The sequence below is a fragment of the Bradyrhizobium sp. CCBAU 45384 genome (assembly GCF_028128665.1).
GTDB lineage: Bacteria > Pseudomonadota > Alphaproteobacteria > Rhizobiales > Xanthobacteraceae > Bradyrhizobium > Bradyrhizobium manausense.
In genome coordinates, this window is record NZ_LBIZ01000103.1 from 42,729 (window position 1) to 59,205 (window position 16,477).

Consider the following 16,477-nt stretch of genomic DNA (forward strand, 5'->3'; position numbering starts at 1 on the left):
TAAGGTGCCAACCCCATCGTCGTCCTGGCCTACTCCGCCGCCAGCGACTTCTCGCTCAGCGGCAGGCCCAGCCGGTCCCACACCTGCAGCAGCGCTTCGGCGAGCTGATCGATCAGGCCGTCGTCATGATAGGGCGAGGGCGTGATGCGCAGGCGCTCGGTGCCCTTGGCGACGGTGGGATAGTTGATCGGCTGGATGTAGATGCCGTGATCCTCGAGCAGCATGTCCGAGGCCTGCTTGCACTTCTCGGGATCGCCGACGAACAGCGGCACGATGTGGGTGTCGTTCGACATCACCGGGAGACCCGCGGCATTGAGGATCGCCTTGACACGGGCGGCGCGGTCCTGATGGCGCTCGCGCTCCCAGCTCGAGGTCTTCAGATGCTTGATCGCGGCGGTTGCGGCCGAGCAGATCGCCGGCGGCAGCGCGGTGGTGAAGATGAAGCCCGGCGCATAGGAGCGCACGGCGTCGATGATGTGGCCGTTGCCGGCGATGTAGCCGCCGAGGCAGCCGAACGCTTTCGCCAGCGTGCCTTCGAGAATGTCGATGCGATGCATGACGCCGTCCCGCTCGGCGATGCCGCCGCCGCGCGGGCCATACATGCCGACGGCGTGGACCTCGTCCACGTAAGTCATCGCATGATACCTCTCGGCGAGATCGCAGATCCTGGCCAGCGGGGCGACGTCGCCGTCCATGGAATAGAGGCTCTCGCAGGCGATCAGCTTCGGCCGGCTCTCGCCTGCGGCCTTCAGCTTCGCTTCGAGATCGGCCAGATCGTTGTGGCGGAACACGACCCGCTCGCAGCCGGACTGGCGGATGCCTTCGATCATTGAATTGTGGTTGAGCTCGTCCGACAGGATCAGGCAATTCGGAATGAGCTTGGCAATGGTGGCGATGCCGGTCTGGTTCGAGACATAGCCCGAGGTGAACAGCAGCGCGGCTTCCTTGCCATGGAGGTCGGCGAGCTCGGCCTCGAGCTGCACCAGCGGATGATGCGTGCCGGCGATGTTGCGGGTTCCGCCGGCGCCGGTGCCGACGCGGGTCGCGGTCTCGACCATGGCGCCGACCACTTTCGGGTGCTGGCCCATGCCGAGGTAATCGTTGGAGCACCAGATCACGACGTCGCGCTTGCCCTTCGGCGAATGCCAGACCGCGTGCGGGAACCGGCCGGCCGTGCGCTCCAGATCGGCGAACACGCGATAGCGGCGCTCGGTATGGAGGCGATCCAGGGCGGAATTGAAGAATTCAGCGTAATCCATCGGTGCAACCTGAGACGGAACTAACCAAAACAGCGCTTATCCTTAGAGCTATTCCAACTCCAATGTCTATGCGCTATCCCACATTTGGCCGTGGGGGGCCTTTGGGCAAAATGCCCTATCGTGCAATTTTAAACTTGATCCCGATCAAGTTCGCGCGAGAGGGAATGTTGCTCTGCAGCATCAGCCGAATGCGGGCTCGGTCAGGCCTGGGCTTCCTTCGCGGTTCGGCACACGCTTTCCTAGAGCGCGGCCGCCGGCTCTACCCCATCCGATTCTCGCAGCGCATGCGCCATTGGCCCGGAGAGCATGCTCGATTTTTGCCTCCGAAAGGACCTTTTCATGAAGCGCGTGATGATCCTCAACGGCCCCAACCTCAACATGCTCGGCATCCGCGAGCCGCACATCTACGGCACGACGACGCTCGCAGAGGTCAATGCGAGCTGTGAGGATGCCGCCGCCAAGCTCGGGCTCAAGCTCGTCTTCCACCAGTCCAACCATGAAGGCGTGCTCGTCGATCTGATCCAGTCGGCGCGGCGGGATGCCGATGCCATCGTCATCAATCCGGCCGGCCTGTCCTTCACCTCGGTCTCGATCATGGATGCGATCAAGATATTCGAGGGCCCGGTGCTGGAGGTGCACATCTCCAACATCCATGCCCGCGACGAATATCATCGCCGCTCCAAGATCTCGTTCGTGGCAACGGGCGTGATCTGCGGGCTGGGGCCGTTCGGCTACATCGCGGCGCTGCACGCCATCGCAAATATGAAGTGAGGTGTTGCTGCGAACGCGTCATGCCCGGGCTGGTCCCGCCTGCGCGGCCGAAGCCGCTTCGGCGAGGCGAAGGCCCGGGCATTCACGAACTTGCTTCCACGTCAGAGAGCGTGGATGGCCGGGACAAGCCCGGCCATGACGGTGACCGCTCACGTCGTCCGGAACTGCAGCACGCCGTCCTTGGTCTCGGCCGTCAGCCGGCCCTCGACGATCATGTAGTTGACGTGGGCAACGAGCTCGCCGGCGGCAAAGCCCATCTGGTGCTCGTCGAGCACGTGCTTGTTGAAGACGACGGGCACCAGCGCGCGCGAGGTCTGCGGCACCTCGCGGCAGGCTTCCGCGATCAGGCGGCAGCGCTCCTCGTGGTGGTCGGCGAGCTGCTTGATGCGGGTCTTCAAGCCGTAGAACGGCACGCCGTGGCCGGGCAGCACCAGGAGATCATAGGGCAGGGTAGTGGTGAGGCTGGCGAGCGAGGCCAGGTATTCGCCGAGCGAGTTCTGGTCGGGCTCGACCGCCCACACGCTGACATTCGGCGAGATCTTGCTCAGCACCTGGTCGGCGGACAGGAACAGCTTGTCGTCGGCGCAATACAGCATCACCTGGTCGAGCGCGTGGCCGCCGCCGGTGATCACCTTGAAGCGCCGCGTGCCGATCACGACCTCGTCGCCATGCGAGATGCGGCGGTAGGACGGCGGCAGCACCGAGACGCGCTTGAGATAATCCTGGCCGCGGCCGAGCAGCTTCTCGGTGAGCGACTCGTCCATGCCGTGCCGGCGGAAAAACAGCCGCTGCGCCTCGCGCCGCTCCTCGGTACCGCGGTTCTGGTGATAGACCGATTGCAGATATTCCACCTGCGACATCACCAGCGGGCATTTGAACCGCTCGACGATCCAGCCTGCGAGGCCGACATGGTCGGGGTGCGAATGGGTGACGATCAGGCGCGTGATGTTGACGCCCTTCAGCGGCCCCTCGAATAGCTTGGTCCAGGCCTCGATCGTCTCCTCGTTGCCGAAGCCGGCATCGACCATCGCGTAACCGTCGCCATCGGCGAGCAGGTAGATGTTCACGTGGTTGAGGCGGAACGGCAGCTTCAGCCGCGCCCACAATACGCCTGGCCTGATTTCCACGATCTCGTCGTGGCCGGGATGCTGCTCCCAGGGATAGCGCAGGGCCTCGGCCGAGGACTGCACGGTGTCGGTTTTTGCGTTCATGCTACCGGCTTAAACCCAGCGCGGGCGGGGCGCCAGCCGAAAAAGGACGCGCGGCACGCCCGCATAGCGGTCATTCCGGGCGGTGTTTTTCCATGCCCCGGTTGAAGCCTGCAAAAAACGCCGTCATTCCCGGGCGCGCGTAGCGCGAACCCTGTCTTGAGTGATAAAACAGTGAGATTGCTTGATGAGAACCAGATTTTTCTTTAGTGAGAGCCAGTTGATTTCGTCGAGAGCCGCGATGGCGAGCTACGGTGGCGCAAAGGTCAGCAAGCGAAAGAGCGATCCCGCACAGGTTTGGGATCACTTGTTGCGAAAACCGCAAAAGTCCCGCGGATCGCTTTCTATGCAACTCGTTGCATCTTTTATCGATGCAATAGACGGAAAGAGGATTCCGGAAGGCGTGCGGCTGCCGTCCAGTCGATCAATAGCGGAATCGCTCAAGATCGGTCGGAATACGGTTATTGCAGCGATAGATTCCTTGATCGAGCAAGGCTATCTCCTGGCAAAAGATCGCTCGGGGATTTTTGTCGCCGCGCGCAACGATATCGAGCATCGGGATATTCATCCCGTGCAGGCGGTCGAACCCTACGATTGGCCTTCGAGACTTCGGTCGGCTCGTCGGGTGCCGGTCAGGCCGTCGGATGATCCCCAGTTGAGGCTCGCTTCTCACAATCTCCTGTATGGCCAGTTTGATCCGAGTACATTTCCGATCAATCATTGGCGGCAATGCGAGCGAAGCGCACTGGCCGTGACTGAAATTGCGGAATGGGGCCGCGACGCATTCGATCGTGATGACGACGCCTTGTTATCCAGCCTTCGCCAGCATGTTCTGCCAAAACACGGGATTTGGGCGGAGCAGGACGAGCTGCTCGTAACTCTCGGCGGCCAGGAAGGTCGATATCTCGTCGCTCAGCTTCTCTGCAGGGCGGGAACAAGGGTTGGGATCGAGAATCCCGGCCTGACCGACATGGCCGAGATTCTTGCAACAACGCCGGCAAAGCGGGTCAGCTTGAATGTCGATGAATTCGGTGTCCAGCTGTCGGATGAATTGAATTCCTGCAACGTGATTTTCGCGATGCCCGGACATCATTGCCCAACAACGGCGGTCATGCCCGCCGAGCGCCGGCTCGAGTTGCTCGATCGAGCGCGGCGCGAGGATATGATTGTTGTTGAGGATACTTACGAAACGGAACTGCTTGCGCACGCAAAAATGATTCCTTCCCTCAAAAGTCTCGATCGAGAGGGGCGGGTCATTCATTTGGGCAGCCTGTCAAAATGCGTTGCACCAGGGCTTCGTGTTGGTTTCGTCGTCGCCTCACCTGTCGTTATCAGTGAGCTACGCGCAATTCGTCGACTCATACATCGTCATCCGCCGGGCAACATTCAGCGCGCGCTTGCGATGTTTATCGACCGTGGTTACTACCACTCCTATATGAGGCACGTCTCGACGACCATCCGGCGGCGAACAGACACGATGGTAAAATCGATCGCTCGATGGATGCCCGAGGCACGCGTCAAGCATTGTGACGGGGCGTCATCGTTCTGGATGGAGTTGCCCGCGGACATTGAGGCGGGCGTGCTGTCCTCAATGCTCACGAAGCAAGGCATTCTGGTTGAATCTGGCGAACGGTTTTATTCCGAGAATGCAAGGCGCAATTGCTTGAGGATTGCAGTCTCACAGATTCCGGAATCGAAAATTGACGGTGCAGTGAGAAGCATTCGCGCGGCCATGCGGCATCAAGCGTCGCAGAAAGCGAAGATCTCGGCTTAGACGCTGTCTAGCCCATCAACCGTAACTCTTGTAACGCTCAATCGCGATCGCCATCTCATTGTCGTTGAGCATCTTGATTGTTCCGGCCTGTCGCGCCTGGATGAACTGACGGCAAAGAGTTTCAAGACGCAAAGCTGCATTGAAAGCTTTTTGAAGCGTCGTTCCGTGACAGATCATGCCGTGGTTGCCCAGCAAACATGCTGTGCGTCCGACCAGGGCTTCGACGGCATAATCTCCCAACTCTTTCGAGCCGTAGGTCACGTAAGGGGTGCAACGAACATCGTCACCGCCGAACGCGGCAATCATGTAGTGAAACGCCGGCAGCGCCTGCCCGGTGCAGGCCATTGCGACACAACTGTCCGAGTGCGTGTGCACCACTGCCGCCGCATTTGGAAATCTACGATAAATCGATGCATGCATAGACCATTCGCTCGACGGCTTTTGATCCGAATGGCAGCTTCCATCGAACTTCGTTCGCACAAATGACGAGGTCTGAATCGTATCGGCTGTTGCGCCGGTTGGAGAAATCAGCATATCGCCGCCATGTCGGACGCTGATATTGCCTGCGGCCAGGAATATCAGGCCTTGTTGATCAAGTTCTTGGTAGATGCGAGTGAGATCTTCGCGATTACTGGCTTCATTCAACATCTTCGCCTCATGTTTTGTCCGCTGGTTCTCAGTCGCAGGAGACCCTGCCGCACGTCGGGCAGCATCGACCGGAAAACATATCGCGTTGCCAGATTGCATAGGTCTCATGGAACGTCCTGATGTCGCGCAGCCGCTCGCTCGCATCAAAGCGTATATTCTCGGCAACAAGTTTCGCTTCTCGTAAAACCGCAGCTTCGTCCAGGACGATGATCGTTCCGTCTCTCAGCAGCCAGCGACCATCGATCATAAGCGAGCGAACGTTTCTGGGATCGGCGTGAACGACAACAGAGTTGAGCGTCTTTGGCGATGTCGCCAACCCATTGGTTTCAAGATCGAGCAAGAGAATGTCCGCGGGGCCGCCGGCTTCCAATCTACCGGTTGCCGACGTCGCGCGGATCGCCCTTGCCCCGCTTGTTGTCGCGGCATCGAGCACTTCTTCCGGTGTCAGCCATCGGTCGAAATCGGAGCCCGGTTGCCGTCCCGAAATCAGCATATGGCGCATCACTTCAAAGAGATCGTGCCGCCCGCCGGTGTTGGAGCAGTCGGTACCGAGCGCGACATTCAGGCCGGCATCCAGGTCATCTCGAATCCGCTTTTGTCCCGATCCCAGCATGCCGTTGCTGATCGGGTTGAAGGACACAGTGACCCCGCGGTCCGCCAGAAGCTCTCTGTCTGTTGGATCGAGCCAGATGGCGTGGCCAACGGACAGGCCATCGTTCAGAAGACCCGCATCTGCTAGCGCCTTGATCAACCCGCCTGGCCAGCGCCGCCGGGCGGCCTTGAGCTGCGGATAGGTTTCGAGAAGATGCGTGTGACTCCCGATACCGAACGTGTCCTGCAGATCCTTCCAGAGGCGCCACAGATCGTCGGAGCATCGCTGCGGTGAATTTGGGCCGGCGAGCAGAGCAACTCGTCCCTCTCCGGAACCGCGGATTTCGGCGGTGAGGTCCGTGAAAGTTGACTTGATCTCGCTCGAGAGCCTCGGAGCGCGTGGCGTCAATCTCCCCACAACGTCCCGATCAAGCGGAATGCCCAGGATATCTTCGTCCCAGAGATCGGCGAAGAATGGCGCGAAGCCGATCCGCAGACCCGATTGGACATGCGCCGAAAGCGCCGCGTTTACGAAGCGCGTTTGCGGAAAATGATCGATATAGCCGCCGATGCCATTTCTGATCATCTCGATATTGGTCGTCAGAGCGGCACATCGCGCAGCACCCTCGCTGAAGCCATGTCCGTAACCGATCGCGTAGTAAGACCACAATTCGAGCGGCAGAGAGTTTTCCGTACCTCTGAGCAAGGTCGAGGTCGAATGAACATGTCCGTTCACCAGCGGCGGCATGATCAACATGCCAGACACATCGATGATTTCGTCCGCGCTTCTGGAAGCCTCTTCTTCTTCGTGTGGCGCGAGCAAGTCGCTGATACGCCTCCCCGATATGAGTACGCCGCCGCGTGCCATGACCGCGCTGCGGCCTGGCCAGGTATAACCACCCGTGAGGCAAATTCTCTTATCGGCTTGCATCAGGATGCCCGCGGCACAGTGAAATGTTCCCGTATCAAGGTCGGCGGGAACACGCCTACAGCTGTTGCGATGGCGGACACCAATTTCGGCGGCGTCACATCAAAGGCTGGATACCATCCTTTGGCAAGCGGGGTCGCCGTGCGCATGCCGAGGCAATGCAGCGATTCCTCCCCGTCGCGCTCCTCCATCCGCACATCATCTGGCGTTGATGCCGCTGCGTCCGGAAGTCTTACCATCGCGATAAAAGGCAGGCCGAAGTTGTTGGCTGCAATGGCCAATTGAAGTGTACCGACCTTGTTAATGACATGGCCCGAAAGCGTGACCCGATCGGCCGCCGTCAGAAGCTTGCTGACGATCCCGCGATCCATGGCATGTGCCCCCATGTTGTCGGTGATAACGGTGACGTCGATGCCCATTTCCGCGACGCTATGTGCCGTCAACCGCGAGCCTTGCAGATAGGGACGCGTCTCCGTGCAGACGACCTTTACTTTCTTTCCAGCATGCAGCGTGGCATTTAGCGTTTCCACGATTCCGGACTCTCCCCAGCAATGCGTGAGGATGGTGTCGCCGTTGTCGATAAGTCTGGCTGCATTCGCTCCGAGACTGCGACTGAGCTCCTGCTGACGGGTCCAGGCGGCTCGTACCAATTCCTCCATTTTGACGCCGATATCCTCATCCCCCAGGATCGCGTCGGCCTCCTTCACCAGATGGGTCACGACATCGCGGATGTTGTTGTTCGTCGGCCGCGTCTGGATGAGACGCACCGCGGCCTTCGATAGCAAAGCGCGGCGATCTTCGTTGCTACGCATCCGATCCGCCTGCTTGGCGGCTAACACAAGGCCGGCACTTGCCGCAAAGAACGGCCCGCTGCTTTGCGTCACCATCTGCTCGATCGCAACGGCAACATCTTCGTAAGTCCGACAAACCACGTATTCCGTCTTCAGGGGGAAGGTCCGCCGGTCCAGAATCCTGACCGCCTCGTCCTCAAGCAGGACACCTTTGGCAATGATTGTAGGCATGGTGATTGCGTTCATCACCGTCTCCTCGACCAGCAGATTCCACGAACGTTTGTTGGGACGACTAGGAAAGATCAGCCGCTATAATGCTTCGTCTTCCTGCTTGAGCTACCCGTTGGTCCCAAAGCGTCAGTCGCTTCACCGCTTCGGCGGCGACCAGACATGCCTGTGCAACACCTCCGTTGTCACCCCAGGCGCCGGTCACGCGATTGGCAATCACCGAACAGATTGACCCGGCGCGCAAACCAAATATCCGCGAGAGCGTCAACAAAGTCGCCGTTTCCATTTCGAAGTTCAGGACGCCAGCGCGCTTCATTTCTTCAAAAACCCGTTCGCCCTCAAATGAAATATAGTTTCTGAAACCGGGTCTGCCCTGTCCCACCCAAAACGAAGCCGTGGTCGCGCCGGTTCCTACGCGATAAGAATGGGCGCCAGCCACCGCGGCATCGACAAGCGCGAACGTCACTTCAAATGAGGCCGCCGCGGGAAACTCCTTGCGAATGTAATTTTCACTGGTTCCGTCGAGCCTGACCGCCGCGTCATTGATGATCAGGCTGCCTGTCCGGATCTCTTCATGCAGCGTTCCACACGTACCAACGCGAATAAACGTATCGACGCCAAGCCATGCCAAATCCGTGAAAACTCCATCCAGGGATGGCGCTCCAATCATTGCGGAAACCGCCCCAATCCTTACTCCCTTGTAGTCTCCGACAGCAGCCCGGTATCCCCGTGGCAAGTCGACTAGCTTCGCATTCTTCCACTGGCTTGCCATTAAGTTTACCCGATCGGGATCGCCGGGAAGCAACACGTAACGGGGAAGATCGAGCTCCTTGAGCTGATTGTGACGCCTGGTGTCGCCATTCGCCGCACTCGCGATCTCGGAACGCTTGTCAGTCATCTCGATATTCTCCTTGAGGCCACACTCAGTGCGCTTTCCATGTAACGAAATACTTCTCGAGCAAGGCCACGATCCCGAACATGCAGAGGGCAAGCGCTGACGACATTGCAATCGCTGCGTAGAGAAGCTCCGTCCGATAATCAAAGGTAGATTGGATTATCAGGACTCCGATGCCGGACTCCGCTCCCACCCACTCGCTGACGATTGCGCCGATGACGCTGCTCGTTGCAGTGATTCTCAACGCAGAGAAAAGGAATGGCAGCGAGCGAGGCACGCGAAGGCGGAGAAACACCTCCCTGCGACTTGCCGACAGGATGCGCATCAGCTCCATTTCCGATTGCGAAACCGCCTCAAGCCCGCGCAACGCGTTTACCAGTGTCGGAAACATGCAGATGATTGCGGCAATCGCGACTTTTGACGTCATCGACAGCCCGAAGATCAGAATCAAGACGGGAGATAACGCGATAATCGGAATGGTGTTGAACAGAATGATCACCGGCAGATACGTCCTCCTAATTCGCTCGCTATGTACGAACACGGTTGCGAGAAGAATCCCGATAGTATTGCCGACCAGAAATCCAAGCACGGCTTCCGACGCCGTAACTCGCAGGTTATCCCAGAGCAGTTGCCGATTCATCCAGATCGATTTTGCAACCGAGATAGGATCAGGGGCGATGAAACGGCGCACCTGAAAGCCGACGATCACGGCCTGCCACAGGGCAAGCAGCGACAGGATGCCCAGCAGGGGCCAAATCCAGGAGAAACCTCTCTTCACCGCCAACCCACTAGCCGTGCGCTTTTTCGAGGACTGCACGAAGACGAGAGGTGATGTTGAAGAATTTCTCTGACTTGCGTTCGATGTGATTGCCTGGCTTTTCATCATCTAGATCTATCTGCTCAACGATCCGTCCGGGATTCGTCCCCATGACAACGATGCTTTGGCCGAGGAAGGCTGCTTCAGCCAAGCTGTGCGTGACGAAAACAATCGTCGTTCCCGTTTCTCGCCAGATCCGAAGTAGCTCCTCGTTCAAACCATCGCGAGTGATTTCGTCCAGTGCACCGAAGGGCTCATCCATCAAGAGAATATCGGGTTGAGTGACGAGCGCGCGCGCAATCGCCACGCGCTGCCGCTGGCCACCGGACAGCTGCCATGGATATGCGTCCTCGCGGCCTTCCAATCCGACGAGATCCAGGAGCTCTCTTTCGTCCCGGCTTTGCCGTCCGAGGCCGGACCAACCCCCGACCTGTAACGGCAGCCTGACGTTGTCGAGCGCATTTCGCCACGGAAGCAGCGTCGCTTCCTGGAATACGAATGAGAAGCGGCGCCTTCGCCTACTCTCTGCCGGGCTTGCGCCGAAGACGCGAATCTCGCCGTCGGTGCTTGTCAGCAAGTCTGCGATGTTACGAAGCAGAGTGGATTTCCCGCACCCGGACGGTCCGATCAGAACTACGAAGCGTCCGGGTTTGACGTCGATCGACAAATCGCGAAAGGCGACCAACTCGCCGAACGACATTTCGAGGTTACGGACATTGATCGCCGCATCGTCCAGCATCATGCTCAACCCAGCTTCGGTCGGACGTCGGCAGTCATATCAAGGATCTCCCACGTGACAGACTCGGCAACGCCTGCGGAATTCGGAGGGATGTTTCCTGTTTCCTTAAACAGCGCGACCTGGGTGGTGAGCTTCTCGCGGCTCATCCAGCCCCAACCGGACTGCTTCGTCGTTTCATCAAATGACAACGACATGATTAAGTCGATCGTATTGTACTCGATCTGCCGGTCCAGCGTCGGATAGGCGTCGCACATGATATCGACGGCTTCGCGCCTATTGCTGAACGCCCAGCCCCACCCCTTCGAGGCAGCCCGAATGAATCTCGCCAAGTTTTGCTTCTGGACTGGATATGCGTCTTCCGAAGTGAAGTACGCATTCGCGTAGTTGGGAACGCCAATTTTGGCGGGAAACAGGGTTACGATATCTGGGCCAAGAACCGATAACGCCGTTGTGTTGGTGATGAATCCGGTAACCGCATCCACCTGGCCGGAGATCAGCGGAGCCATATCCGTTCCCATCGTCACCACCTTGACTTTCGATCGATCCAGCTTGTTGGCGACCATGATGAGATCGAGAAGATAACGTCCGTTGGGATTGATCGCGATGGTCTTTCCAACCAAATCCGCCGGTGTGCGTATCGGATTTTTTGGCAGCGAAATGTATGCATATGGCGAGTAACTGAAGCCGCATGCAAAAAGCTTCAGAGGCCGCCCGGCCCCGTAAGCCGTAAAAAATTGGGCGGTCGACGAGAGCTGCGCGAACTGCGCCTGCCCCGAGAGAACCGGCGGTACTGTCTGTGCGTTGGGACCACCCGGGCCGAAGGTTACGTCCAAACCCTCTTCAGCAAAGTAACCTCTTTTTTGCGCGACAATATCGCCGATCTGGCCGTTGCCTATGAGCCAATCATATTGGATGCGCACAGGAGTCGCAGCGGTGGCCGCCGTGTTACCAAAAGAGACAATTGCACCAGTTGTTGCGGCTGCCGCCGCTGCCTTTACAAAGGTCCGGCGGTCTAGTGCGTTCGGCGTAAAATCAACTGCGTCCTTACTCACAATTGCCCCCTACATTTCGACCGGATTATTGCAGAACCTTGCATATCGGTCTTTCGGGCGGCTCTTAAGAACCAGTTCTTCCTTTCTTCGGGGCCACTTTGATACTCGCCACGCGGGGACAAATCGAACCACCGCCGGCCTGATACTGGGATTACGAAGATTAGGTGACACCCAGGGACTGGACTGCCCCCCGGAGGTGAGACACGGGAATTACAGCGACAGTGCGGTTGCCTATCGCACTGTTGGTCCGGAGGCCCGACAGAAGCGGGGACTTCGCGCGCTGCCTGTGGCGATTGGCTTTCGCTGCTTTGGGATGGCCAGCATGACATAGTACCACTGTTTTGCCCGACGGGTCAAACGGTATTCGAAAAATACGAAATAGCGTTGACCTCAATCGCGGCCGACGGACGGCGCGGCTGGTTACGAAGACGAACCCGCGCCGCACATGTGGCGATCCTTGCTGGTTTGCCGCCTGTTTGCTCGACGCGCCAATGACGTAACCGAGCAGATCCCGTGCCGGCGAGCAACCGCGGTTCTACTGTGCATGGGGTTGTTTTGCAGTTTTTGCAGAAAGGCGGCCTGGCAAAGGAGAGGAGGGAGCGCGGATCGGCTCCTCTCTCTCGGCCCTTTCCTGTTTTGATGTCCTTCGTGCGGATGACGCTTTCGCACCATCCGCCTTGCGGGACGGCGGCTTACGCCGCCCGCATATTGTTGAGGAACGCGTCGATTTCCCCGCGCAGCATGTCGGCCTCGCGGCGGAGCGCGTCGGACGCGCTCAGCACTTCGGTGGCCGCAGCGCCCGCCTCGGCCGAAGCCGTGGACACACCGACGATGTTGCTGGAGACCTCGCTGGTGCCCCCCGCGGCATGCTGAATGTTGCGGGCGATCTCGCGGGTCGCGGCACCCTGTTCCTCGACCGCGGCCGCAATCGTCGTGGTGACGTCGTTGATCTCGCCGATGATGCGGCCGATGCCCTGGATGGCGCCGACGGCCGAAGTCGTGACCTGCTGCATGCTGGCGATCTGGGTGCGGATCTCCTCCGTCGCCTTCGCGGTCTGGCTGGCAAGGCTCTTCACCTCGGAGGCCACCACGGCGAAGCCGCGGCCGGCTTCGCCTGCGCGCGCCGCCTCGATGGTGGCATTGAGCGCGAGCAGGTTGGTCTGCGAGGCGATGGTCTGGATCAGATCGACCACGACGCTGATGCGGCTTGCGCCGTCGGCAAGGCTCTGCACCGTGGCGTCGGTGGCGCTGGCTTCATCCACCGCCTTCTTGGCGATCGCAGCCGAGGTGACGACCTGCTTGCTGATCTCCTCGATCGACGAAGACAGCTGCTCGGTGCCCGACGACACGGTCTGCACGTTGACCGAGGTCTCCTCCGCGGCGGAGGCAACCGCGTTCACCAGCGCGTTGGACTGGTCTGCTGTGGTCGACATGCTCTGCGCGGTCGCCTGCATCGAATTGGCCGATCGCGCGAGATTGTCGAGCGCGGTGCGCACCGTGCCCTCGAATTCCGCGATCTTGGCTTCCAGGCGCGCGGCACGCTCGGCCTTGGCTACGCGATCCTTGTCCTGCTCGCCGGCAAGCGCGCGGGCATCGATCATGCTGTCGCGGAACACCGTCAGCGTCTCCTTCATCGCTCCGATCTCATCATTCTGACGAGAGCGGACGATCTCGGTGTCGAGGTCGCCGGCGGAGAGCAGCTGCATGGCGCGCTGAAGCTCACGGATACGGCGCAGGATGTTGCGGCCGACATAGAGCCAGACGAACAGCGCCGAGCCGATCAGCGTCAATCCGCCGAGGGCCAGCATTGCCGTCGTGGCGAGCGAGATCTCCTGGCGGGCCCGGAAGGTCGACGCATTGGTCTCCTTCTGCACGCCGTCGACGAGCGCCTGCACGCTGATGCCGAGACCGACGTTGAGCTTGCGGGTCTCGTCCAGGATGGTCTGGCCGTAGTCGATGGAGTCGAGCTCCTTCTGGCGGATCTTGAACACGCCGGTCTTGCCTTCGCCGAACGCGAACAGCTTCTCCACGGCGCTGCGCACGGCCTGCATCGAGGGAATGTTCGGGAGGTCCTCGAGGTTGGACTTGACGCGGTCGCGGGTGGTCTTGAATTCCTTCTCGATCGCCTCGAGCGTATCACTGCTGTTGGCCGAGAGTGCTGCCATCATGTCGGCGGCCATCAGATTGCCATTGGCGGAGATGGTCGAGACCTGGGCGACGGTGCGCGCGGCCTCGGTGGCGTCGTCGGCCGAGACTTCCGCCGAACCGAGGATCGCGTTCAGGCGCGTCTGTGTATCCAGCATCGCGGGGCCGGCGGCGCCGACGAACGCGATCTGCGCCTTGCGCAGCGCTTCATATTGCTTGTCGTGCAGCGCGCCGGTGTCGAGCCGTTCGCGCGCCGCCGACACCAGGCTCTGGGTGGCCTCGTCGATGCTCTTGGCGGTGTCGCGCAGCGCGTTCGCGGTCTGCTGGTCGGCGCCAAGCTCGATGATCTCGCCGAGCTTGGCCATCGCTTGCTGCTGGATCTCTTTCACGTTCCTGGTGCGATCGTTCAGCGCGTCATCGCTGGGAGAAGCGAGCAGGCCGGGGCCTTGTGCTGCGAGCGTCGCGCTTTGCGAGGCGAGCTGAAGGCTGGCGGCGAGGCGGGGGATGTCGCGGCCGCTCAAATCCATCATGGTCGAGCCGAGATGGTTGAACACGAAGCCGGCGCCGGCTGCGATCACGAGGCCCATGCCTGCGATCACGGCGAAGGCCGCAATCAGGCTGCCCCGCAATCCCCATTTCGGCATTTTGAAGCGCGGCTTGAAACGGCCCAAGCTCGGACGGATCGCCATCGAAAATTCCCCCACAGCAATGATCTCTTATTTTCGCTGCGCAGTATCGTCAGCGCGGGTTAAAAAATAGCATGTTGCACAAATGCTTGGCAGTTCCGCAGAGCGAAAAAAGAAAGGGCCGGCAGCGATGCCGGCCCTTGTTAGCGAGAAGCGTTGATGAGGCGTGATCAGTAGGGCGCGACGACCGGGCTGGCCCAGTTGAAGCGGTAGTTGAGACCGGCCTTGAAGGTATGGTCGTCGGTGGTGAAGTTGCCGGTGCCGACCAGCGGGCCCGCGGTGAAGTGCGCATCGCCGAAATTGTAATACTGGTACTCGGCCTTGGCTGACCAGCTCGGTGCGAACATGTATTCGAGACCGGCACCAACGGTATAGCCGTTGCTGTGATCGCCGGAGATGATGAAGCCGGTCGGCACGCCGCCAACAGTCACCTTCTCATTATTGTCGGAATAGGCGTAGCCGCCCTTCACGTAGACCAGGCCCGGGCCCCAGGTGTAGCCAACACGGCCGGTGATCGAGCCGAGGCCACGCTGATCGTTGGTGTAAGCCACGCCGCCCGGGAACACCGCGCCAACGCTGCCGGAGAGCCAGGAATACTGGGCTTCGGCGCCGACCACGAAGTTCGGGTTGACCTGCCAGTCCATACCGGCCTGCACGCCGCCGAGGAAACGGCCGTTGCCGTTGTTGCCGGTGGAGAGGCCGTTGAAATTATTGTCGCTGGAGAACGCACCGCCGACATGCGCACCGATGTAGAAGCCGGTCCAGTTGTAGATCGGCGCGGCATAGGCCGGCGCGGCCTTGCTGTAATAGGGGCGGGCGCCGAGGTCGGCACCGATCGCCGGCGCGGACGCGCCCACCACGAGCAGCGCAACGGTCGCAAACAGAATCTTCTTCATCGTCTCGAACTCCAACACTTCAGGTCCCCGGCAGGCGCGCAGTCCGCGCCGCGTTGGTTTTGCAGATAGCTCGCTTTTGAGGAAAATGCTGTCACATGCGTGGCACAACGGCCCCCAACCTAACTTATTGGGCTGCAATTGATTTTCGTGCTTAATGGCGGCTTAAGAAGTGGTGAAGGAAGGCTTAATTCGCGCAGCCTGCGGTAACCAGCGCACGCGTTCCGTTAACCAAGCCGCCGCCGCACCTCGTCGCGCATCTGCGCGCGGAAGGCCGCGCGCTTGGCGGGGCGGTCTTCCTCGCGCACGTCGTGGCGATCGAAGATGTCGAACTTCTCCAGGATCGGATAGCGCTCGCTCGCCATCGCGAGCACGCGCAGCACCTTGGTCGCGGCCAGCGTTGGGCCGCTGACCTCCCAGCGCCGGATGGTGTCGGCGCCCCCCTGCTCCGGCAGCGCGCACAGCTTCGCCATATCGGCTGCGGTGAGCTTCCGCTCGATGGCGTCTGAGAGGTCGTTGCGGAGTTGCTTCAGTTCGGGGCCGGTCATGTCACTCGCGTCCGGAAAGCTCAGTGCCATGCCCTAGCGCTGATTCGGGTCGATCCGAAGGCGAGTATCGCGCGGCGCCAGTCCGCGCGGCGCCGGTCCCGGCACGTCCGTGTGCGCACGGAGTTATGAACGTGCTGCTCTGGAAAATCGTCCGATACATGAACAGATGGCAGAGCAGGCCCTGACGAGGAAGGGATCGGCCATGACAAGCATCAAATTCGCCATTGCGGCGTTCGTCTCCGCCAGCCTGGTGGCAGCGCCTTTCGCAGCCGAAGCGAAGAAGCAGAGATCCAGCGGCCACCACAGCACGCGCGTGCTGGCGCCAACTTATAGCAGTCCGAGCGTGATCGCGGCCCAGCCGAGGCCCTCTTACGGCTCATCAGGGCAAACGGTCGGCACGGTCACGGCGCCGTCGATAGGAGCATACAGTTGGCCGACGGTCGGCGTCACCAATGCGGTTCCGACCTGGAGCAATACCAATCCAAAGTGAAATCATGCGCGACT

At 60.2% G+C, this 16,477-nt stretch carries 15 protein-coding genes; 3 read left to right on the forward strand and 12 right to left on the reverse strand.

Annotation, left to right across the window (positions count from 1 at the left end; translation table 11 throughout):
• Positions 1 to 29 precede the first annotated feature (29 nt).
• The gene (gene hemA / locus XH80_RS14225) at positions 30 to 1,259 is read right to left on the reverse strand and encodes a 5-aminolevulinate synthase (protein ID WP_271599095.1); all 1,230 of its coding nucleotides are present in this window, start codon (positions 1,257 to 1,259) and stop codon (positions 30 to 32) included.
• A gap of 339 nt (positions 1,260 to 1,598) precedes the next feature.
• Here hemA and aroQ point away from each other — a divergent pair, with 339 nt between their 5' ends.
• Positions 1,599 to 2,030, forward strand: a complete 432-nt coding sequence (gene aroQ / locus XH80_RS14230) for a type II 3-dehydroquinate dehydratase (protein WP_271599096.1) — start codon at positions 1,599 to 1,601, stop codon at positions 2,028 to 2,030.
• 149 nt (positions 2,031 to 2,179) lie between these two features.
• Here the strand turns inward: aroQ and XH80_RS14235 are convergent, their stop codons facing one another.
• Entirely contained in the window at positions 2,180 to 3,241 is a 1,062-nt protein-coding gene (locus tag XH80_RS14235) for an MBL fold metallo-hydrolase (protein ID WP_271599097.1), read from the reverse strand.
• A gap of 184 nt (positions 3,242 to 3,425) precedes the next feature.
• On the opposite strand from XH80_RS14235, the gene XH80_RS14240 reads away from it, so the two are divergent.
• Positions 3,426 to 5,012 (forward strand): aminotransferase-like domain-containing protein, encoded by a 1,587-nt coding sequence (locus XH80_RS14240; RefSeq protein WP_271599098.1) that lies wholly within the window; start codon positions 3,426 to 3,428, stop codon positions 5,010 to 5,012.
• Between the two features lie 15 nt (positions 5,013 to 5,027).
• Here the strand turns inward: XH80_RS14240 and XH80_RS14245 are convergent, their stop codons facing one another.
• From XH80_RS14245 to XH80_RS14290, 10 genes are all read right to left on the reverse strand, one after another.
• Positions 5,028 to 5,660: a class II aldolase/adducin family protein gene (locus tag XH80_RS14245; protein WP_271599099.1), complete on the reverse strand. Its 633-nt coding sequence runs from the start codon at positions 5,658 to 5,660 to the stop codon at positions 5,028 to 5,030.
• A 28-nt stretch (positions 5,661 to 5,688) separates the two neighbouring features.
• Positions 5,689 to 7,182, reverse strand: a complete 1,494-nt coding sequence (locus tag XH80_RS14250) for an amidohydrolase family protein (protein ID WP_271599100.1) — start codon at positions 7,180 to 7,182, stop codon at positions 5,689 to 5,691.
• On the reverse strand, positions 7,182 to 8,216 hold the full coding sequence (locus tag XH80_RS14255) for a s-methyl-5-thioribose-1-phosphate isomerase (protein ID WP_271599101.1): 1,035 nt from the start codon (positions 8,214 to 8,216) through the stop codon (positions 7,182 to 7,184). Before XH80_RS14255 ends, XH80_RS14250 begins: the two co-directional genes overlap by 1 nt.
• Before the next feature lie 46 nt (positions 8,217 to 8,262).
• Positions 8,263 to 9,096 carry a nucleoside phosphorylase gene (locus XH80_RS14260; RefSeq protein WP_271599102.1) on the reverse strand — a complete coding sequence of 278 codons (834 nt, stop codon included), beginning with the start codon at positions 9,094 to 9,096 and terminating at the stop codon, positions 8,263 to 8,265.
• A 25-nt stretch (positions 9,097 to 9,121) separates the two neighbouring features.
• Positions 9,122 to 9,871 (reverse strand): ABC transporter permease, encoded by a 750-nt coding sequence (locus tag XH80_RS14265; RefSeq protein WP_271599185.1) that lies wholly within the window; start codon positions 9,869 to 9,871, stop codon positions 9,122 to 9,124.
• A gap of 10 nt (positions 9,872 to 9,881) precedes the next feature.
• Complete coding sequence (locus tag XH80_RS14270) at positions 9,882 to 10,652, reverse strand: ABC transporter ATP-binding protein (protein ID WP_271599186.1); 771 nt, start codon at positions 10,650 to 10,652, stop codon at positions 9,882 to 9,884.
• A gap of 2 nt (positions 10,653 to 10,654) precedes the next feature.
• On the reverse strand, positions 10,655 to 11,701 hold the full coding sequence (locus XH80_RS14275) for an ABC transporter substrate-binding protein (RefSeq protein WP_271599103.1): 1,047 nt from the start codon (positions 11,699 to 11,701) through the stop codon (positions 10,655 to 10,657).
• A gap of 692 nt (positions 11,702 to 12,393) precedes the next feature.
• Positions 12,394 to 14,535: a methyl-accepting chemotaxis protein gene (locus XH80_RS14280; RefSeq protein WP_271599104.1), complete on the reverse strand. Its 2,142-nt coding sequence runs from the start codon at positions 14,533 to 14,535 to the stop codon at positions 12,394 to 12,396.
• Between the two features lie 167 nt (positions 14,536 to 14,702).
• Entirely contained in the window at positions 14,703 to 15,428 is a 726-nt protein-coding gene (locus XH80_RS14285; RefSeq protein ID WP_271599105.1) for an outer membrane protein, read from the reverse strand.
• A gap of 224 nt (positions 15,429 to 15,652) precedes the next feature.
• A complete protein-coding gene (locus XH80_RS14290; protein ID WP_057746824.1) occupies positions 15,653 to 15,973 on the reverse strand; it encodes a hypothetical protein in 321 nt (106 codons plus the stop codon).
• Between the two features lie 202 nt (positions 15,974 to 16,175).
• On the opposite strand from XH80_RS14290, the gene XH80_RS14295 reads away from it, so the two are divergent.
• On the forward strand, positions 16,176 to 16,463 hold the full coding sequence (locus XH80_RS14295) for a hypothetical protein (protein ID WP_271599106.1): 288 nt from the start codon (positions 16,176 to 16,178) through the stop codon (positions 16,461 to 16,463).
• Positions 16,464 to 16,477: the final 14 nt, after the last annotated feature.